This is a genomic window from Desulfolutivibrio sp., assembly GCF_036584575.1.
Classification (GTDB): domain Bacteria; phylum Desulfobacterota; class Desulfovibrionia; order Desulfovibrionales; family Desulfovibrionaceae; genus Desulfolutivibrio.
In genome coordinates, this window is the sequence record NZ_JAZHDB010000224.1 from 1 (window position 1) to 19,548 (window position 19,548).

General features: G+C 61.4%; 22 protein-coding genes. 11 read left to right on the plus strand and 11 right to left on the minus strand.

Translation table 11 applies throughout. The features are described 5' to 3' along the window. Together V3572_RS16715 and V3572_RS16720 are read right to left on the minus strand one after the other, a co-directional pair. Window positions 1–583: ATP-binding cassette domain-containing protein (locus V3572_RS16715; protein ID WP_332112165.1), on the minus strand; the 583-nt coding region annotated here is incomplete at its 3' end. After that, complete coding sequence (locus tag V3572_RS16720) at window positions 580–1,566, minus strand: ABC transporter ATP-binding protein (protein WP_332112166.1); 987 nt, start codon at window positions 1,564–1,566, stop codon at window positions 580–582. The genes V3572_RS16720 and V3572_RS16715, both read right to left, overlap by 4 nt. 155 nt (window positions 1,567–1,721) lie before the next feature. Here V3572_RS16720 and V3572_RS16725 point away from each other — a divergent pair, with 155 nt between their 5' ends. Further along, window positions 1,722–2,003, plus strand: coding sequence for a type II toxin-antitoxin system TacA family antitoxin (locus V3572_RS16725; RefSeq protein WP_332112168.1), 282 nt, complete (start codon window positions 1,722–1,724; stop codon window positions 2,001–2,003). Beyond that, a complete protein-coding gene (locus V3572_RS16730) occupies window positions 2,000–2,494 on the plus strand; it encodes a GNAT family N-acetyltransferase (protein WP_332112169.1) in 495 nt (164 codons plus the stop codon). The genes V3572_RS16725 and V3572_RS16730 overlap by 4 nt, the downstream gene beginning before the upstream one ends. Window positions 2,495–2,523: 29 nt before the next feature. Here V3572_RS16730 and hflX read toward each other — a convergent pair whose 3' ends face one another. From hflX to V3572_RS16745, 3 genes are all read right to left on the minus strand, one after another. After that, window positions 2,524–4,179: a GTPase HflX gene (hflX, locus tag V3572_RS16735; protein ID WP_332112211.1), complete on the minus strand. Its 1,656-nt coding sequence runs from the start codon at window positions 4,177–4,179 to the stop codon at window positions 2,524–2,526. Between the two features lie 79 nt (window positions 4,180–4,258). Next, complete coding sequence (locus V3572_RS16740; RefSeq protein WP_332112170.1) at window positions 4,259–4,849, minus strand: IMP cyclohydrolase; 591 nt, start codon at window positions 4,847–4,849, stop codon at window positions 4,259–4,261. Window positions 4,850–5,107: 258 nt separating this feature from the next. Next, the gene (locus V3572_RS16745) at window positions 5,108–5,680 is read right to left on the minus strand and encodes a tetratricopeptide repeat protein (protein ID WP_332112171.1); all 573 of its coding nucleotides are present in this window, start codon (window positions 5,678–5,680) and stop codon (window positions 5,108–5,110) included. 383 nt (window positions 5,681–6,063) lie between these two features. On the opposite strand from V3572_RS16745, the gene flgB reads away from it, so the two are divergent. The 7 genes from flgB to V3572_RS16780 are packed head-to-tail and all read left to right on the plus strand — an operon-like array spanning window position 6,064 to window position 11,999. After that, entirely contained in the window at window positions 6,064–6,474 is a 411-nt protein-coding gene (gene flgB / locus V3572_RS16750) for a flagellar basal body rod protein FlgB (RefSeq protein ID WP_332112172.1), read from the plus strand. Between the two features lies 1 nt (window position 6,475). Beyond that, window positions 6,476–6,916 (plus strand): flagellar basal body rod protein FlgC, encoded by a 441-nt coding sequence (gene flgC / locus V3572_RS16755; protein WP_332112174.1) that lies wholly within the window; start codon window positions 6,476–6,478, stop codon window positions 6,914–6,916. A 12-nt stretch (window positions 6,917–6,928) separates the two neighbouring features. Further along, the gene (gene fliE, locus V3572_RS16760) at window positions 6,929–7,255 is read left to right on the plus strand and encodes a flagellar hook-basal body complex protein FliE (protein ID WP_332112175.1); all 327 of its coding nucleotides are present in this window, start codon (window positions 6,929–6,931) and stop codon (window positions 7,253–7,255) included. A gap of 41 nt (window positions 7,256–7,296) precedes the next feature. After that, window positions 7,297–8,928 carry a flagellar basal-body MS-ring/collar protein FliF gene (gene fliF / locus V3572_RS16765; protein ID WP_332112176.1) on the plus strand — a complete coding sequence of 544 codons (1,632 nt, stop codon included), beginning with the start codon at window positions 7,297–7,299 and terminating at the stop codon, window positions 8,926–8,928. 6 nt (window positions 8,929–8,934) lie between these two features. Further along, window positions 8,935–9,933 carry a flagellar motor switch protein FliG gene (fliG, locus tag V3572_RS16770; RefSeq protein ID WP_332112177.1) on the plus strand — a complete coding sequence of 333 codons (999 nt, stop codon included), beginning with the start codon at window positions 8,935–8,937 and terminating at the stop codon, window positions 9,931–9,933. Continuing rightward, window positions 9,920–10,690: a FliH/SctL family protein gene (locus V3572_RS16775; RefSeq protein ID WP_332112178.1), complete on the plus strand. Its 771-nt coding sequence runs from the start codon at window positions 9,920–9,922 to the stop codon at window positions 10,688–10,690. Before fliG ends, V3572_RS16775 begins: the two co-directional genes overlap by 14 nt. After that, window positions 10,680–11,999: a FliI/YscN family ATPase gene (locus tag V3572_RS16780; protein ID WP_332112179.1), complete on the plus strand. Its 1,320-nt coding sequence runs from the start codon at window positions 10,680–10,682 to the stop codon at window positions 11,997–11,999. The genes V3572_RS16775 and V3572_RS16780 overlap by 11 nt, the downstream gene beginning before the upstream one ends. A 64-nt stretch (window positions 12,000–12,063) precedes the next feature. Here V3572_RS16780 and V3572_RS16785 read toward each other — a convergent pair whose 3' ends face one another. After that, a complete protein-coding gene (locus tag V3572_RS16785; RefSeq protein ID WP_332112180.1) occupies window positions 12,064–13,149 on the minus strand; it encodes a glycosyltransferase in 1,086 nt (361 codons plus the stop codon). Between the two features lie 266 nt (window positions 13,150–13,415). Continuing rightward, window positions 13,416–14,537, minus strand: coding sequence for a cyclopropane fatty acyl phospholipid synthase (gene cfa, locus V3572_RS16790; RefSeq protein WP_332112181.1), 1,122 nt, complete (start codon window positions 14,535–14,537; stop codon window positions 13,416–13,418). Window positions 14,538–15,196: 659 nt separating this feature from the next. On the opposite strand from cfa, the gene V3572_RS16795 reads away from it, so the two are divergent. After that, window positions 15,197–15,736, plus strand: a complete 540-nt coding sequence (locus tag V3572_RS16795; RefSeq protein ID WP_332112182.1) for a hypothetical protein — start codon at window positions 15,197–15,199, stop codon at window positions 15,734–15,736. Continuing rightward, complete coding sequence (locus V3572_RS16800) at window positions 15,726–16,721, plus strand: hypothetical protein (protein WP_332112183.1); 996 nt, start codon at window positions 15,726–15,728, stop codon at window positions 16,719–16,721. The genes V3572_RS16795 and V3572_RS16800 overlap by 11 nt, the downstream gene beginning before the upstream one ends. Window positions 16,722–16,907: 186 nt before the next feature. Here the strand turns inward: V3572_RS16800 and V3572_RS16805 are convergent, their stop codons facing one another. The 4 genes from V3572_RS16805 to V3572_RS16820 all read right to left on the minus strand — a co-directional run bounded on the left by V3572_RS16805 (window position 16,908) and on the right by V3572_RS16820 (window position 19,330). Then, window positions 16,908–17,966: a sulfite exporter TauE/SafE family protein gene (locus tag V3572_RS16805; protein ID WP_332112184.1), complete on the minus strand. Its 1,059-nt coding sequence runs from the start codon at window positions 17,964–17,966 to the stop codon at window positions 16,908–16,910. A 24-nt stretch (window positions 17,967–17,990) separates the two neighbouring features. Next, entirely contained in the window at window positions 17,991–18,290 is a 300-nt protein-coding gene (locus tag V3572_RS16810) for a hypothetical protein (RefSeq protein ID WP_332112185.1), read from the minus strand. A 272-nt stretch (window positions 18,291–18,562) separates the two neighbouring features. Next, window positions 18,563–19,147 carry a hypothetical protein gene (locus V3572_RS16815; protein WP_332112186.1) on the minus strand — a complete coding sequence of 195 codons (585 nt, stop codon included), beginning with the start codon at window positions 19,145–19,147 and terminating at the stop codon, window positions 18,563–18,565. Window positions 19,148–19,150: 3 nt separating this feature from the next. Further along, window positions 19,151–19,330, minus strand: coding sequence for a hypothetical protein (locus V3572_RS16820; RefSeq protein WP_332112187.1), 180 nt, complete (start codon window positions 19,328–19,330; stop codon window positions 19,151–19,153). Window positions 19,331–19,548 lie beyond the last annotated feature (218 nt).

The window sequence follows — 19,548 nt, forward strand, 5'->3', positions numbered from 1 at the left end:
GGAGATTGATGACCTGGGCCTGCACGGATACGTCCAAGGCCGACACCGGCTCGTCGCAGACCACCAGGGACGGGTTGGTGGCCAGGGCCCGGGCGATGGCCACCCGCTGGCGCTGGCCCCCGGAAAATTGGTGGGGATAACGGGCGGCGTGCTCGGGTAAAAGCCCCACCTGGCCCAAGAGCTCCATGACCCGCTCCCGGCGGGCGGCCCGGTCGCCCATGCCCATGGCCCACAGCCCTTCGGCTACGCTGAACCCCACGCTGCGGCGCGGGTTGAGGGAGGAAAAGGGATCCTGGAAGACCATCTGGATCAGGCGCGGCAGATTGTCGCGCACCAGGGGATCGTCCATCTCCCGGCCGTCATAGAGCACCCGGCCGGCGCTTGGGCGTTCAAGCCCGGCCACGCATCGGGCCAGGGTGGATTTGCCGCAGCCCGATTCACCCACCAAACCCACGGTCTCCCCCCGCCCCACGGCCAGGTCCACGCCGTCCACGGCGGTCACCGTGCGTCGGGTCGTTCCCAAAACGCCCCCCCGGACGACATAGCGCCGGAAAAGGCCCTGCACCTCCAGCAGCGCGCTCACGGCAAAACCTCCGCAGCCGCCTCGGCATGCAGCCAGCAGCGCGCGCAGCGTCCGGATTCCAGGCGGAAAAAGGGCGGGACTTCCGTGCGGCAGCGGTCGAAGACCAGGGGGCAGCGGGGGTGGAACCGGCAGCCCCGGGGCAGCCGGGTCAGGCTGGGCACCGTGCCCGGGATGGCCGCCAGCCGCGTCTTGTCCCCGGGTCGGGGCAGGGAGCGGATCAGCCCGGCGGTGTAGGGATGCAGGGGGGTGGCGAAAAGCGACGGCACGTCCCCGTATTCGGCCACCTGTCCGGAATACATGATGGCCGCGTTGTCACAGGTCTCGGCCACCACCCCCAGGTTGTGGGTGATGAGCAGGATGGCCGTGCCCTTGGCGGCGGCCAGATCCAGCATGAGGGCCAGGATCTGCTTCTGGATGGTCACGTCCAGGGCCGTGGTGGGTTCGTCGGCGATGAGCAGATCCGGGGAAAGGCACAGGGCCATGGCGATCATCACCCGTTGGCGCATGCCCCCGGAGAGTTCATGGGGAAAGCTGGACAGACGGCGGTCGGGGTCGGAAATGCCCACCAGGGTCAGCATGTGTCCGGCCTGAGCCAGGGCCTCGCTCCGGGACTTGCCTCGGTGCAGGCGGATGGCCTCGGCGATCTGCTCCCCGATCCGCAGCACGGGATTGAGCGAGGTCATGGGCTCCTGGAAGATCATGGAGATGCGGTTGCCGCGCACCCGGCGCATCGCGTCCGGGGACAGGGTCAAAAGATCCGTGCCGTCGAAGAGCACCCGCCCGGCGTCGATGCGTCCCGGCGGCTGCACCAGTCCCAGAATGGACAGCCCAAGCACCGTCTTGCCGCATCCGGACTCGCCGACCACGGCCAGGGTCTCGCCCCGGGCCACGGACAGGCTCACGCCGTCCACGGCCACGGCCGTGCCCTCGGCGGTGTGGAAGGCGGTGCGCACGTCGTGAATGGAGAGCAGGGTGTCCGGCATGGTGGTGGGGCCTTTTGCGGCTTAAGCGCCGTGCAAGGGCACGGTACGTGTTTTGGGCCGTGGTTTCAAGGGCGGACCACGGCCTGGCGGCTGGCGCACCCGCTGGCCCGGCGACAGCGGTTGACTGGTACGGCAATCTGCCGTATTTTTCACCCATGAACAGCCGCAACGCCACAGCCCGCCTTGAGGCGCGTCTTCCCGGGGAGGTCCATGCCCTGCTCAAGCGCGCCGCCGAGTTGCAGGGGCGCAGCCTGACGGATTTTGTCGTGACCGCCGCCAGCGAGGCCGCCCGCAAGACCATCGAGGACATGGAGATCCTGCGCCTGTCGGCCAAGGACCAGCTTGTGATCGCCCAGGCCCTGCTTGACCCGCCGTCTCCGGCCCCGGCCCTGGTCCGGGCCGCCAAACGTCACCGCGAAAGCGTCGATCCGGCGTGAACCTGCGCCTCGTGGCCCTGGACAACCGCCTGGACCGCAAGGGATTTTCCTGCGGCGAGGAGGCGCTTGACCGCTACTTTCGGGAAGGCGTCGCCCAGGACGTGAAACGTCGCGTGGCATCCTGCTTTGTGGCCCTTGGCGGAACGGACGTCGCCGGATTTTACACCCTGGCCTGCGCCGGTCTTCCGGTATCGGACCTGCCCGAGGCCATCACCAGACGCCTGCCGCGCTACCCCACGCTTCCGGCCGTTCGCATCGGCCGATTGGCGGTGGCCCAGACCTTCCAGGGTCGGGGAGTGGGCTCAGTCCTTTTGGTGGACGCCATGCATCGCGCCCTGCGCATGGATGTGGCGGGGTTTACGCTTGTGGTGGACGCCAAAAACGAGCACGCCGCGTCCTTTTACGAGCATCATGGATTCATGCGGCTGGTAAGCCGCCCGGGGACGCTTTTCCTCCCCCTGGCCACGGTGCAAAAGGCCCTGGACCTTTGACTCCGGTCTGACGCCGCCGCCCCGTGCCCCTATTGCAAGGCGTCGGGCGGGTCGCACCAGATGCCGTCGCCCTCCACATCCCGGGCCACCACGCCGCCGCCGAAGGGCGCGCGTCGTAAAATCTCCGTCACCAGCGGATTGAGCCCCTCCCGGGACAGGGCCGACACCGGGATGGCCCCGGGGAAGCGCGACAGCAACTCGCGCCCGGCCTTCTCCTCCATCCGGTCCCACTTGTTCATGACCAGGATGCGGGGGATAGTGTCCAGGCCAAGGTCGCGCAAAATCTCCTCCACGGCCCGGATCTGGTGCAGCACCTCGCGGTGGGAGGCGTCGGCCACCTGGACGAGCAGGTCCGCCGACTCGAGTTCCTCCAGGGTGGCCCGGAAGGCCTCCATGAGTTCCTTGGGCAGCTCCCGGATAAACCCCACGGTGTCCGTCAGGATGACCTCGCGTTCGCTGGGGAAGCGCAGCCGCCGGGTGGTGGGGTCCAGGGTGGCGAACAGGCGGTTTTCGGCCAACACCTCGGACCCGGTGAGGGTGTTGAGCAGGGTGGATTTCCCGGCGTTGGTGTAGCCCACCAGCGACACCACCGGCAGCCCGGCCCCGGATCGTCCGGCCCGGGCCGCCGCCCGGCGCTTGCGCAGCCCGGAAAGCTCGTTTTTGATGCGCGCGATGCGCTCCCGTATGCGCCTGCGGTCGATCTCAAGCTTGGTCTCGCCCGGGCCCCGGCCGCCGATGCCGCCCATGAGCCGGGACATGGCCCGGTCCTGCTTGACCAGACGGGGCTGGAGATATTTGAGCTGGGCCATCTCCACCTGGAGCTTGCCCGAACGGGTGCGGGCGTTTTGGGCGAAGATGTCCAGGATGAGCTGGGTGCGGTCCAGGATTTTGAGCTCCGTGACCTCGGCCAGGTTGCGGATCTGGCTCGGGACCAGTTCGTTGTCGAAGAGAAGCGTCCCGGCCCCGCTGCGCAGGGCCACGATCTCGATTTCGGCCAGCTTGCCCTTGCCCAGGATGAATTTGGGGTTGACCTTGGCCACCCGCTGCACCACCCGATCCGCCACAAGAAGGCCGGCCGTGTCGGCCAGGGCGGCCAGTTCGTCCAGGGAGGCCTCCATGTCCTCCCGGGGCGCGTCCGAGACGCACACCAGGACCGCCAACTCCCGGCCCGCCTCGCCATGGGCGGCCAGGCTTTCCCCCTCCCGCGACAGTTCGTCTTCCAGGGCCAGGGCCTGGGCCGTGAAATCCGTATCCACCTTGTCCCAGTCCGCCGGGGGCAGCAGGCGGTAGGGTTCCTTGGAGGCCGTCGGAGGCAGCAGATGGGCGGAAAAAAGGGTGCGCGGCGCGGCCGCCTGGTCCACGGTCAGGGCGGCCACGCTGTCGAGGCGCAAGAACAGCATGTCCGTCAGGTCTTCTTCCGACAGGGGCTCTTCGGAAAGGTGGGTGTGCAAAAGGCGCAGGCCCCGCAGGCGTCCGGTCCCCATGCGGGAGCGGGCCAGTTCGGGGATGTAGATGCCCTTTTGCTCGCCCACGATGACCATGGACGGCCGACCCTTGCGGTCGATGAGCAGGCCGATCTGGCGGCTGATCCCGGCGCTTAGGACCGCCAGTTCCCGGGCCTGTTCGAGGGTGTAGCCGCCCTGGCCCGGATAGCGACGGGTCAGGAGGCGCTCCACGGCGCGCAGTTGGCTGGGCTTTAAGCCCGCAGTGTTTCCCTGGACTTTGGAGGCGATGGCGGTGTCCCTGTTGTGGGTTGCGGCGCGGTCAGCGGGCCATGTAGGAGGCGATCATGGCGTCGTATTCCGAGGTCAGCTTGAAGGTGGCGGCGGCCATGTCCCGGCGAAGCGGCAGGCCGACATGGAAATCCTTGTCCGCAAGTTCGCGCTGCACCCGGGAATAGCAGCCCGGGCCGGGAACCACCAGGACGCTTTGAAAGTTTTTGGCCGAGGCCCGCAGCAGGGTGGGGCCGCCGATGTCGATGCGTTCCACCATGTCGGAAAGCGACAGCCCGGCCTTCAGGGCGTCGGCGAAATTGTAGAGGTTGACGCACACCAGGTCGAAGGCGGCCAACTGGTGCTTGGTCAGGGTGCGCCGGTGCTCGGGATTGTCCTTGTCGGCCAGGATTCCGGCGTGGATGTGGGGATGCAGGGTTTTGACCCGGCCGTCGAGAATCTCGGGGAACCCCGTCACCCGGCTGACGGAGGTGACGGCCAGCCCGGCGTCCTGAAGGGCCTTGCGGGTGCCGCCGGTGGAGACCAGCTCCACGCCGCCGCGTTGCAAAAATTCCGCGAAAGCCGCCAGTCCGGTCTTGTCGGTGACGCTCAAAAGGGCGCGACGAATAGGGAGAAGATCCATGCCTTTCCTCTGTGCTTTTTGGAAAGGCACTGCCAAATTCGGCCCGCCTTGGCAAGTCGCCCCTTTCGCCAAATATCGGCTTCCGGCCCCCGGGAGCGCTGCCACGGGGGTCGGAAGCCGAACGGGGAGGGGAGATATCGCGGTCGCGCCGTCCGCAGAGGCGTGGGGCCGGGGCATTTTTTCCCAGGGCGGGGCGATCCGCCACCGGGGAGGTTGCTTTCGGCCGCAGTCCTCCCGAACCGCTTATGACGCCGGATGTTAGGCTGCGACCTGGCGCAGCTGTTCCGAAAGCTCCATGGCCGGCTGATTGCCCGGCTCCTGTTCCAGGATGGTCTGGAGTTGCTCCCGGGCCTCTTCATGCCTGCCCAGGGTCATGAGACAACCCGCCAGGGTGAAGCGCACCTCGTTTTTCACCGGGTCCACGGCCAGGTAGTCCTTGAGATGGGGCAGGGCGTCCTGCACGCGGTCATGCGCGTAGGCCAGGCGCACCATCCCGAAAAGGGCCACCAAATTTTCCGGATTTACGGCCAGGGCCATGCCGAAGTGGGTGAAGGCGGCGTCGATCTCGCCGCGCTCCATCTCGATGAGCGCCATGCCCGCATAGGACCGGTCGCCGGGTTCCAGGTCGGCCGCCTTGCGGTAGTGCCCCATGGCCAGATCCAATTCGCCGCGCTGCACGGCGATGGTGGCCAGGCCCAGGTGCGGTTCGGCGTAGACGCCGTCATCGCCCATGGCTTTGTGGTAGTACTCTTCGGACTTGTCCAGGTCGCCCATGAACAGGTAGCACTCGCCAAGTTCCTTGTTGATTTCGTAATCCAGTTGACCGCTCATTGCGTGTCCCCTCCGTGGCATTCGAGGTCTGCGGCCTGCGTCCATGCATTGTTTGGTCCGCACCTCTTTTCGCCGTCCCCGTGCCGGGACAGCCGAAGGAACGTCTCCCCGTTCCCCTACCCTTGTCCGCCCGGAAAGCGCGATCCGGGACCCGTTTTTTCCGGGCAAGCCCACTCATGCAACGCCCATGCCACAAGCAGATTCTTCCCCCTGCCGGGCGGCGGAGGCCCGGGGTGGGCCGGGCGGTGTCGAGAATTCATTTTATACATGTATTACAGAATGTTGGAGTCGTGGAACGGGAATTGCTTTGTGCCCTGCGAATCACGTGTGGCGCGCCGCCGGATAACAGGGCGGCAGGAAGCCTAACGAGGGAGCAAACACCTATGAAATCCTTGTTTCCAGACAATGTGGGCCTGGTGGGAAAGGTGCTGGATCTGCACCTGGAACGTCAAAATGTCGTCATGTCCAATCTGGCGAACATCGATATCCCGGCCTACAAGGCCAGGAAGATAGACTTCGAAGGCGAGTTGCAAAAGGCCCTGGACCGTGACGGCAAGGGAAAAATGACCCGCACCGCCAGCGGTCACATTCCATCGGCCTTTGATGCGTCAAATTTCGAAGGCGAGCTGTCGAAAAAATGGAAACCCCAGGTGGTCGCCGGGCTCGACGCGGTGGACATGGACAAGGAAATGGCCGTGATGGCCAAAAACACGCTCATGTACAACGCCCTGTCGGACATCGCCCGGCGCAGTTTCGAGGGCATGCAGAAAATCATCGCCGAGGGAGGCAAGTAACATGGACTTCTCGACAGCACTGGACATCGGCTCGTCGGCGTTAAGCGCCCAGCGCACCAATTTGAACGTCATTTCCATGAACCTGGCCAACATCCGTTCCACCAAGACGGTCAACGGCGAGGGGCCCTACCAGCGCAAAAGCGTGGTCTTCGAATCCACCCCCGTGGATTCCCCCTTTTCCAAGGCCATGCAGGGCGCCCTGGACCGGGATCTCTCCGGGGTCAAGGTCACGGGCGTGGTCAACGACAACCGTCCCCCCCGTCTGGTCTTCGAGCCAGGGCATCCCGACGCCGACGAAAACGGCTATGTGGCCTATCCCGACATCAACGTGGTGGAGGAAATGGCCAACATGATCACGACCATGCGGTCCTATGAGGCCAGCGCGGCCTCCATCAGCACCACCAAGTCCATGTTTTCCAAGGCCTTGGAAATCGGAAGATAAAGGAGAAATCCCATGGCCATCTCCCCTGTAGCGATTTCCGCCTACAAAAACGCCCTGACTTCGGCCAGTCGTATCGATACGAAGGTCGCCGAAAGTCTGGCCAAGCCCGCCATGCCCGGGCAGTCCTTCATGGACACCCTGCAAAGCTCCATCGAGAACGTCAACGCCATGGAGACCAAGAAGGCGGACATGATCCAATCCTTTGCCTCCGGCGAGACCCAAAACGTCCATGAGCTGATGATCCATCTGCAAAAGGCCAGTCTGGCCATGGGCATGACCACCGCCGTGCGCAGCAAGGTCATGGAGACATACAAAGAGCTGGTGAAGATGCAGTTTTAGGCCGACATTTCCAATAACCAGACCACTTTCGGAGAAGACGCATGCCCCCCGCCATCGCCAAATATTGGGACAAAATCGCCCGCTTCTGGTCCGACCGCACCCTGGCCCAACGCATCCTGGTCGGCGGGCTGGCCGCCTCGGTGGTCCTGGCCTTTTTGCTCATGCTCTTTTTTCTCAACCAAGTGGAATACCGGGTGCTGTATTCCCGGCTTTCCCCGGAAGACGCCGCCCGGGTGACGGAGCAACTTCAGGCCTCGAAGATTCCCTACAGGATCCAGGATAACGGGGCGACCCTCCTGGTGCCCGAGGACATGGTCTACGAACAGCGCCTGCGCATCGCCGGGGAAGGGGTCATGCACGGCTCGGGCGTGGGCTTCGAGCTTTTCGACGAACTCAAGGTCGGCCAGACGGATTTCGTCCAGCGCATCAACTACCAACGGGCCATGCAGGGCGAACTGTCCCGGACCATCGGCGAGTTTCCCCAGGTGGAAAAGGTCCGCATCCATCTGGTTTTGCCCCATAAGAGCCTTTTCATCGAGGACCAGAAGCCAGCCTCGGCCTCGGTGGTCCTGACGCTCAAGCAGGGGCAGCGCCTGGACAACAAGCAGCTCCTGGGCATCGTCAACCTGGTGGCCATGTCCGTCGAAGGGTTGACGCCCGACCGGATCACCATCACCGACACCAACGGCCTGGTGCTGTATCAGCCCACCGGGGACAGCACCATGGAAGGCATGACCACCTCCCAATTGGAATACAAGACCACCTACGAAGCCAACCTGGAAAACCGCATCGAGCAACTGCTCACGCCCATCGTGGGCCCCGGCCGGGCCATGGTCAAGGTCAACGCCGACCTGGATTTCAACCAGCGCACCATCCGCAAGGAGTCCTACGACCCCGACGCCACCGTGGTGCGCAGCGAGCAGCGCAGCGAGGAATCCACCTCCGGTTCGGCCATGGTCGAGGATGCCGCCATCACCACCCCCCAGGGCGGTGCGGCCGTGCCCAACACCAACTTTCGCGGCGACGGCTTTTCCGGCACCGAGTCCACCCAGAAGTCCAACCGGGAAAACCGCACCACCAACTACGAGATCAACAAGGAAGAACAAAACATCGTCACCTCCATGGGAGGCTTGAATCGCCAGACCATCGCGGTTATCGTGGACGGAACGTACACCACTCCCGAAGGGTCGGAGACTCCGGTGTTCGCCCCGCGCAAGGCCGAGGAACTGGAGCGCATCCGGGCCCTGGTGTCCAAGGCGGCGGGCGTGAACTCCGGGCGGGGCGACGAGGTGGAGGTGTCGAGCTTCGAGTTCGGCTCCCCGGACCTGTCCGGTGAACCGAGCCTGATGGAGACCATGCTGGAATACGCCCAGCGTCTCGGCAAGCCCTTTTTGAACGGTCTTTTGATCTTCCTGTTCCTGATCCTGGTGGTGCGCCCGGTGGTCATGGCCCTGATCCGGCCCCGGGTATCGGAGGAAGGCATCGAAACACTGGATCGTCTGCCTGAAGGAGAGGCTCGCATGGCCCTGGGAGAACCCGAGGAAGAGGAAGTCGGCGTCATCGAGGAATCCAAGCGTTTTGAACTGGCCAAGGCCCTGGCCCTGCAACTTTTCGAAGAAAACGTGGAGCAGTCCATCACCGTGCTCAAAAGCTGGCTCAAGCAGGAGGCGTAGGGCGACATGGCCCCTTTTTCCGGTCCCCAGAAAACCGCCGTGCTCTGTCTGGCGCTTGGCGACAAGTTCACCGGCGAGGTGTTCAAGCGCCTGGATCGTCGGGAGATCGCGCGCATCTCCAAGGCCATGCTGGACATGGAAACCGTGCCCAAGGAGCAGGTCGAGGAGATCGTTCACGAATTCAACGAAAACATGCAGTTCGGCAAGGAAATGGTGGTGGGCGGGCCGGATCAGGTGCGGCAGCTTCTGGGCAAGACCCTGGATGCGGACACGGCCAAGTACATCCTCGACTCGCTGGAGATCGACACCGGGCCCACGCCCTTCCAGGAGCTCGGCAACGTCAGTCCGCGCATCCTGGCCCAGATCCTTCGCAACGAGCATCCCCAGACCCTGGCGCTGATCCTTGGCCATCTGCATCCGGACCAGGCCGCCGAGCTCCTCCAGAACCTGCCCTCGGGCGTGCGGGCCGAGGTGCTCATGCGCCTGTCGCGGCTGGAGGCCGTGGCCGAGGAGATGCTCATGGAGGTGGACAAGGTTCTGCAAAACCAGCTCATCGCCATGGGCGGCAAGGAAGGCAAGAAGGTGGGCGGCGTGACGGCCGTGGCCGAGATCTTAAACGCCGTGGACCGGGCCACCGAGGAGGAAGTCCTTTCGGAGATCGAAGAGGAATCCGCCCAGATGGCCGAGGACATTCGCAACCTCATGTTCGTGTTCGAGGACATCAAGGCCTTGGACGACCGGGGCATCCGCGAACTCCTCAAAGAGGTCTCCAACGAGGAGTTGACCCAGGCCCTCAAGGGCGCCAGCGATGAGCTCAAGGAGAAGTTCTTCAAAAACCTCTCCGAGCGCGCCGCGACCATGATCCAGGAGGATCTGGAGATCATGGGGCCGGTGAAGCTCTCGGACGTGGAGAGCTCCCAGCAAAACGTGGTCAAGACCGTGCGTCGCCTGGAGGCCGAGGGCAAGATCGCCATAGGGCGCGGAGGCGGGGATGTCTTCGTCTAACCCCCCCGGGGGCATTGCGTCGGCCACGGGCCGGGTGGTCATGGGCGTCGGCGCGGCCGGTCCCCAGGAGACCACCGTGGCCGAGATCGAGGCCCGGCGGACGCCGTTTCCCTTCGAGCGCATGGAGGCCGAATTCTGGGAGCGCACCCGGACAAAGGCCCAGGACATGGCCAAGGAGATCATCGCCCAGGCCATGACCGAGGCCGAGCGGCTGCGCGTCGCGGCTCGGGAGGAAGGGCTGGCCCAGGGCACGGAGCAGGCCCAGACCCAGTTCGAGACCCATGTGGCCGAGATGAGCAAGGCCTTCGGCGAGACCCTGGCCGCCATCCAGGGCGACCGCAAGACCCTGTGGGACGGCTACCGTCAGGATTTCGTCGCGCTTGTGCGCCTGGCCCTGGAAAAATCCTTCGGCATCCTTTTGGGCGACTCGCGCCAGGAGATTTTGGCCTCGCTTTTGGACGAGGCCCTGGATCTCATTGACAGCCGCACCGAGTTGTCCGTGATCGTGCATCCCGACGACATGCCCATGATGGAGGAGCTTTTGACCCGGGCCGCCCATAGCCGCCAGGGGCTCGAACGCTGGCATGTGCGCGGCGACGCGGCGCTTCTGCCCGGGGGCGTGCGCCTGGAGAGCCGCGACGGCATGGTGGACAACACCGTCGACAGCCGTTTTGCGGAGGTTTCGCGCATCTTCGAACAGCTTTCGGTGCGCCCCGAGGCCGATGGCGAGGCGGCGGGCGACGTCCATGGAGCTTGACGCCAAGGCCCTGGTCAGCATCATGGCCGACTTGCAGCCCGCCCAGGCCTTCGGCAAGGTGAGCAAGGTGGTGGGGCTCATCGCCGAGGGCCGGGGCATCAAGGCCCCCATCGGCTCCGTGTGCCGACTCATGCCCGACGACGCCCGGGGCATGGAGATTCCGGCCGAGGTGGTGGGGTTTCGCGACGGGGCCTGCCTGTTTATGCCCTACGGCGACATGCGCGGCATAAGCCCCGGCACGCTCATCAAAAACACCTCCACCCCGCCGCTTATGCCCGTGGGGAGGCGTTTTCTGGGCCGCACCGTGGACGCCTTCGGCAATCCCATCGACGAGATCGGCCCCATCTTCCCCCGGAAATTTCGCCCCATCTTCGCCGAGCCGCCCAGCCCCCTGGAGAGGCCGCGCATCTCCGAGCCCCTGGACGTGGGGGTGCGGGCCATCAACGGCCTTTTGACCCTGGGCAAGGGCCAGCGGGTGGGCATCATGGCCGGTTCGGGCGTCGGGAAATCAACGCTCATGGGCATGATCGCCCGGGGCACCAAGGCCGACGTCAACGTCATCGGGCTTGTGGGCGAACGCGGCCGCGAGGTCTTGGAATTTATTGAAAAGGATCTGGGCCCCGAGGGGCTGGCCCGGTCGGTGCTGGTCATCGCCACCTCGGACCAGAGCCCGTTGATCCGCATGCGCGCGGCCTACGCGGCCACGGCCATGGCCGAATATTTCCGGGACGAGGGCGCGGACGTGATACTTATGATGGACTCCGTGACCCGCTTCGCCATGGCCGGGCGCGAGGTGGGGCTGGCGGCCGGGGAGCCGCCCACCACCCGGGGCTATACCCCCTCGGTCTTCGCTCATCTGCCCAAGCTTTTGGAGCGGGCCGGGAAGAACAAATCCGGCTCCATCACCGGCATCTACACCGTGCTGGTCGACGGCGACGACTTCACCGAACCCATCGCCGACGCCACCCGGTCCATCCTGGACGGGCACATCGTGCTCACCCGCGACCTGGCCGACCAGGGACATTTCCCGGCCATCGACGTCTTAAAAAGCATCAGCCGTCTGCGCACGGACGTGACCACCCCGCAGCAGCGCGAGGCGGGCAAGGCGCTCCTGCGGCTTCTGGCCACCTACCGCCGGGTGGAGGACATGGTGAACATCGGGGCCTACGCCAAGGGGTCGAATCCGGACATCGACCGGGCCCTGGCCATGATCGGCCCCATCAATATCTACCTGCGCCAGGACGTGGGCGAGCCCGCCCCCCTGGAGGAGTGCTTCGCGGCCCTGGCCAAGATCGCCGCCGTGAAGTAGGCGGCCGAACCGGGCTTACGGGCTCGGCGGCCGGTTCCGGGCGCTTTTTCCGTTTGTTCGCCGCTTATTCCCACTCGAAATTTTCCGGAACCGTCACGCCATACCGCCGTGCAAGCGGCGTCGTGAGCGGCCCCCGGTGTCCTTCATTCTTTCGTATGTATTCAAGCACCTGCCAGTTCGGGATGCCCCAGACCAACAGCTTGTTTTTGAAAACCACGTCCCATTCGTCTGCGAATCTTCTCCCGGCGTTTTCTTTGTCAAAGATGGTTTGGACATGATCGATGAAAATCTGTCTGTGCCTGAGCATTTCCAGCAAGGTGCGTTGCCTGATCACCTTGGGGGGGATTTTTGCCGAAATCAGATCATACGTCGCCTCAGCGACGGCGCGCGGGTCCGAATCGACGAGGCGGGAAAAATCTCTATGCAGGAAATAGTCCCTCCCTCCGATATTGTGGGTGCTGACGACGGGAATGCCGCACAACAGGTATTCCGTCGCAGCGTACATGGCACCCTCCATGTATGAAAGGCATAACCCGACTTTAGACATGTTGTAGAGCCCACATATTTCCTGTGACGACAAGAACCTATCCACGCCGGTTTCGGGATGTTCATTCAAAAATGCAGCGTTGGGAAGATCCCTCTTGATCTTGATTTTATATGCGGCCGCCTCCTCTTTTTCTTTTGCAATAGAATAATATATCAGACCGACGCTATTTAATTGAGACGCAAGGGCATGCCTCTTAAACGGACTGAGCCTCGCATTATATATGGCGTCATATTCCTTGGCTGACCCATCGATGATGTTGAAAATACGTTGATCGAGGAATGCGTTTTGATGGCAAAATGTTGAATTTATTTCACATTTTCTGAGAAGAGCCATGTCGACCTGATCATTCGCCATGACGTGCATGTCGTGCAGCGGATAGTGCCTTTTCAAGTAATGGCAGGCGGTCACCATGTTGTAGAGTTCAGCGTCATCCTGCAGCGTCCACCATGACCACAGGATGTAATAGACCTTTTTGTCCCGAAGCGCATGGCTCAGCGTCAAGGCAGGCTGGCCGGGGTTCGGCGAACCGAAGCCCACGATGATCAGGGGGTCCAGGCTAATGACGTCGCAATACAGATTGATTTCACTTGTGATGGAGAGCAAAGGGAACTCCATGGGGCCAGAGCATGCGTTGCCGGGCGGCCCTGGCCGGGGTCGCGAGGGTCGGTGCGGCTCTGGCAAGCAAGGGATGGCCGCTTATCCGGCGGGAATCCTAATACGCTTTTCGGAAAGAAAAAAGCCTTTGAGGGAGACGTCAGCGGGAATCCGGCTCATGATATGCGTCGCCGCATGACGCCCGTCAGTCTTTTTCCCGGCGCCCGGCATCCCCAACCATCGGCGAAGAGGCGCCAAGCGGCGGGGCTCGCGCCTCACCCCGCCCGGCATGGTGGCTGCGGCGTGCCGGGCTTGGTCATGACCAGTTGCCACAGTTGCAGGGCCCGGGCCCGGAAGGCCCCGGCGCAGGACAAAAGATAATAGTCCCACATGCGCCGGAAACTCTCCGGAAACCGTTGCCGCAGGCCCGGCCAGGCGGCCTGGAAGCGTTCGTGCCAGGCCATGAGCGTCTTGTCGTAGTGGGGGGCCAGGTTGTGGGCGTCCTCGACCACGAAAAGCCCCTCGGCGGCCCGGGCGATCTGGGCCAGGGAGGGCAGGGCGCCGCCGGGAAAGATGTATTTGCGAATCCAGGGGTCGCACCCGACGGCCGAGACGTTGGCGGCGATGGTGTGCAAAAGGAACGTTCCGCCGTCCCGCAGGCAGCGGTTGACGGCCTGCATGAAGTCCCGGTGGTTTTTTTGGCCCACGTGTTCGAACATGCCCACGGACACGATCTTGTCGAAATGCCCTCGCATGTCGCGGTAGTCGCGTTCGACGATCTCCACCGCAAGACCCCGGGCCGTTGCGCAGGCCTTGGCGTGGGCCGCCTGTTCGTGCGAGATGTTCACCCCGGTGACCGTGCAGCCGCAGTGTTCGGCGAGATAGGCGGACAGCCCGCCCCAGCCGCATCCGATGTCCAGGACGGCGTCGCCGGGCCGGATGTCCAGTTTGCGGCGGATGAGGTCGAGCTTGTGCCTTTGCGCCGTCTCCAGGTCGCCGGTCCCGGAGAAATAGGCGCAACTGTACTGGTTGTTGGGGTCGAGCCAGGACAAAAACATGTCGTTGCCCAGGTCGTAGTGCCGTCTGGCCACGCCCTTGGACCGGCCTCGCGACTGGCGGTTGAAGAGCCGTTCAAAGAAGAGGTCGATCAGAAGCGGCAGACTTTTTTGGGCCCAGACGTCCAGTTCGGCGAGGCACAGGCGGCGAAACAGCTCGTCCAGACATTCGCAGTCCCACCAGCCTTCCATGTAGGCCTCGCCCAGGCCCAGGCTTTTGTCGCGCAGGACGCGGGAATACAGGTCTGGGTCGTGGACGCGGATGTCGAAGGGGTTCGGCCCGTTGACGGTGATCCCGGCCTGGGCCAGGAGGGAGGTGATGATCCGTTCGGCCCTGCTCATGATCGCCCCCGATACGCACGCAGGAGGTTCAAGGCGGGAGAGGTCGTCGACGCCCAGGCAGTTGGGCATAAGCGGAAAAAAATATCAAGGGCCGCTGGCGTTTTTTTACGTGTGACGTGTTGGCGTCCGGTCGGGCATACGCCTTGGGGGCTTGCCGAAACGCCGCGCCCCGGCCGGGAGGCAGTTCCCGGGCCGGGGCGCGGCGCGATCGTGGAGGCGACGATCAACCCTCGGACAGCGGCGTTACGTGGATACTATCACTGTACATTTTTGCGAATGCCGCTCTCCGAACCGGCCCGCAGAGCGTCCGCAATACCTGTTTATTAAAATTGTGTCCTCCCAAGCCATATCATACCTTTCGAGTGGGCCAGGATAAAATTTAGATTGTCATTAATTTATGCCTAAGCTAAAATTTATATCGAAAAATTTTGACTCAAACTGGCATCTAACAACATGAAACAATAGCACGCGCTTGTCGAGGCCAAAAATAGTTTCCAAATAAGTTCATTCTTCAAGATCTACCGGGACACCCGAAGACTTTAGAGGTTGCTATGTCTACAATGTATGCGTTTTTTGAACCGGCAATCATAATTGAACGGATCTTATTTCGAATCTTTTCGGATTTTATTGTCTTTTACGCACTCTTCATGGCAGCTCGCATGGCATCTAAGTACGAGAAATCGAATGACTGTACAGAGATAAATATTACCACAGGAAAGTTTGTTTTTAATAACTTTGGCCAGCCACTTATATTCCTCATTATCGCAGCGCTTGTATACACAACAAACAGCAGTCCCATCGATCTTAAAAGTCTTCACGAAATAGCCACAACTGGGACAACGTCCTCAGAGTCTACATTATATATCCATGGAAAGTTAACAGAACATGACCCTACTTTCCATGACATCCTTTCGTCTCTGGGGAACGTCAGAAAAACGATAAATTCAGCTGCCAACAATAGTAGCTTAACCACTATACAAAAAAGTAATCTTAAAATCCAATCTGAAGCGATTGACACCTCAATTGAAAATTTTTTAATCACCATATTGGGGAAAGATATTGCAACTTCTTGGCGTTCTTGTATAGTTGATAAAACAAAAAATGAAAAATGTGCATGTGAAAATCTCTCCATTTCTAAAGAAAGCTGCGACAAGCTTCAAAGCATCGTATTTGATCTGGGAGGGAAAAATGAAGATTAACTGCACTGCACTACTCATCAACACGATATTATCCATCATCTTTGTGTCAGATTATTCGTCCGCAAGTGATTACTACACCCATGGTGTACGCCCTAAATTCGAAGGAACGCAAGAAGAATACCACAAACAAACGGTTGAAAATAAAGACATAGGATTCTGTGAGGTTATAAATGACGATTTTCAACATATGAAAAATATTCTAGGAAGTAAATACCCTCTGATAAAAGACATAAAGCTCAATTTCAATAGCAATACATACTTTGACGCTTCTACCAACTGCAAAGAAATTGCTATCAGCAAAGAACTTCGCCTTCTTATGTATCGCATTGCGGAAGCAAATGTTATGATTGCCCTCCTTCCGGACGCTAGGTTGAACAAGCAGGAAGCTCTGGGTTTATATATTAATGAACTAGCTAAAATATATACAGATCAAATTATTAGACACGACCGTGCGGCATTAAACGGAAGACCTCCTGAGATTTCAGAATTTTTGGGACTTCCCGACAATGAGACATTGCAAATCACAAATAAAGCTAATTTTATTCCGGAATCAGTTTTTCAATGGCAATCGCTCATGCGCTCAGTTTTATCACATGAAATGGCACACATCATTCTACATTGTACTTCTTCATCAAGAAATATACCAACTATAGAACGAGAAATTGAAGCAGACAAAGAGGCTATGAATATCATCTCGCTCACTTGGCCCGGCGAGATAGCCTCATCCTCTCTTCTTCAATCCTTTTTTATGGCTTACTTCTACTATAGACCAGATATTGGGGTAACAACTACACGTGAACTGTGTCACAGAAATGTCAATGAACTTTTGTCTTCGATCCCCGGCATGCGAAGAGCGCTTATGGAAAACCCTGACGTCGATCTTATTGTCAAGCACCGTTACGGCCTTGACCTATTAACCAGTTCTGACTCGGATTTGAATATTTTTATCAGAAACTTGCATGACAATTGTTCAAAAATTAAGTAACGTTTAGACTGTTTCTAGTATGCGAACAGCGACAGAGCAAACTGTACAGTGATCGCATTCATCTGCCACTGCCGCGCCCCGGCCGGGAGGCAGTTCCCGGGCCGGGGCGCGGCGCGATCGTGGAGGCGACGATCAACCCTCGGACGATTTTTGGGCGGGGCGGACCGTGGCCCGTCCCGTTTTCATTTAGGCATTTCCCAGGGCCTCGCCGCGTTCGGCGCGCTTGGCCTTCCACATGCTGCCCAAAATGATCACCGCGCCGATCATAAGCGCCGCGCACATGATCACGAAGCTGGCCGTGTCCATGACCGACAACGTGGATTCCGAGATATCCATGAGGCCCAGCTTGGCCAGGTACTTGGGCACGGCGATGCCCCGGCTGACAGCCACCACCAGCATGATCGTGGCCATGACCACCTTGATCATGTGTTCGCGTACATAGGTGGTGCCGATGGCCCCGAGCTGCACGCCCAGAAGCGAACCGCCCAGGATGATGAGCACCAGCCGGATGTCCACCATGCCCTGCATGGCCCAATTGATGGACCCGAAAAGGCCCATGACGAAGGCGATGACCAGTTCCGTGGCCGAGCCCACCAGGCTCGACGCGCCCAGCACGTAGATCATGCCCGGCACGCCGATGAAGCCGCCCACGGCGATGGTGGCGGCCAACATGCCGGTGGCGAACCCCACGGGCACCGTGAACCAAAACGAGATGCGCATCCCGGCGGTCTTAAAGGTCATCATGGGCCACAGTTCGATGGCCTGGAGACGTCTGGCCAGGGGCGCCACCTGCTCCTCCCCGCCCCGGCGGGAGGTGGTCACGGCGTCGCGCAACACGTAGCCGCCCACGACGACCAGGACGGCCACGAAGGACAGGCTCACGTACAGGTCGCTCCCGGCCTGCCCCCAGCGCGACAGGATGGCGTTTTGCAGCATGATGCCCACCTGCACGCCCACACCGGCCGAGACGGCCATGACCAGGCCGAGCTTGATATCCACCTGGCCGTACTTGAAGCGTTTGATGGCCCCGACCAGGGCCTTGGGGAACTTGTGGCACATGTTGCTGGCCACGGCCACCGTGCCCGGAACCCCCAGGCTCATCATGCCCGGGGTGAGCACAAACGCCCCGCCGGAGCCGATGAACCCGCTGACCAGACCGCCAATGAACCCCACGATGAATAAAAACGTGATGTTCTCAGGGGTGAGCGTGATGAATTTTGTCGCGTCGAGCAAAAACGTATCCATGATCCATGATCCTCCCGGCGTGGGTTAAGCGTTGAGGGTGGCCCGAACCCGGGGACGGGCGACGGGCTGCACGGCGGGACGCTTCTGGACGCGCTTTGAGGCCGTAACGCCCAGACAGGCCCACAGGTTGTTGGCGAACGAGCCGTGGCACCAGGAGACTACGAACACCGTGGCGATGGGCCCGGCGGCCCACAGGGCGCCCTGGGCGAACTGGGCCGCGATGGTGTCGGCGTAGGCGAACACCCCGGCGTAGAGACCAACGGTGACCAGGCCGTAAAAGATCGCTTTTTTTACCGGCCGCGAAGCCGTTTCCGTCTGTGCCATGATTCGATCCTCCATGGTGTTTTCACCCCGTGCCGGGGCGGATTCGTCAAAACGGGTTGTTGCCGTCACGCCTTTCGTCCTTCTGTGAAATTTTGAACATGTCCGGAGACACATGCGCCTGCGGGGCGCCCTTGCCGTGGGCGAAGCCGCGCGGCCAGGAGGTTCTTTCTCGTGATGCGTCCCTTAAAAAAGACGCCTGTCTTTTTTAAGAACGATCAGTATTTCAAAGCGATGTCTCGAAATGCAGCACCCTGGATTTCGAGTCCGCAGGACTAGGACACGGTGAACACGGCGGCCGGGGCCAGGCGCCCCACGTCCGCGTCGTTGCCCGGGTCGCTCAAAATGAGCTCCACCCGGTGCAGGCCGTCGCTGACCGCGCGGACAGCCTCCCCGGATTCCCCGAAATGGACCATGTGCCCGGCCTCGACGTTCAGCTCCAGGGCCTTGAGCAAAAAGGGCCTGGCGGCCTCGGACGAGGCGAAGGCGAAGGATTCGCGCACAAACCGGTGCATGTCCGGCGTGTTTTCTTCGGAACGCCCGGCAGGCCCGACACTCAAAAAGACAAGGCCATATCCCAGCCTGGCGGCCAGATGCAGGGCGTATTCGGAAAGCCGGGCCGAGAACGAGCGTCCCCGGCCAAGCACGATGATCCGTTTGCGGCCCTTGCCGCGCCGGGCGATGATCTTCCCGGCCAGGAGCAGCTCCCCGGATTCGGCCAGGGTTAGGGCCTCGGCGTAGTCGTCCAGGCAGACCCGCAGGGGAACCCGGTCCACGCGCACGCCCTGGGGGGGGCGGGGGCCGAGTCCCAGCCGACGTGCCGCCGGGACTCGGGAGTGTTTTGGACGTTCACCGCTCATGATCTATTCCGCCCGCACTCTCTGACGGCGGGTCTGTCCCGCCATCTGACGCTCGGCCCGTTTTCGAGGCTGGGAATCCTCGTCATCCTCTTCCAATATCCGCTTCGCCTCGCCGTCCATATTCCGTTCGGCGTAGGCCACCACCGCAAAGGTCGATTCCACTGCATGCCGTAAGCTGCCCATGCCATTCCTCCGGTTTGAAAGTTGCAATCACCCCGGTATAACAAGGGTCGTGCCAAACCGATTTTTTACGCATAACACCTTGGAATAGTAGGGAATGAAATTCAGGGGTGCAGCCATTGGGGACGTCGGGGATGTTGCAATACCGAACACACGGGGGTAGGCTGTCTTGCATCATACTCAATTTACGGGACAAAGTGCTGAAGCCGGGAGTGTTCGTT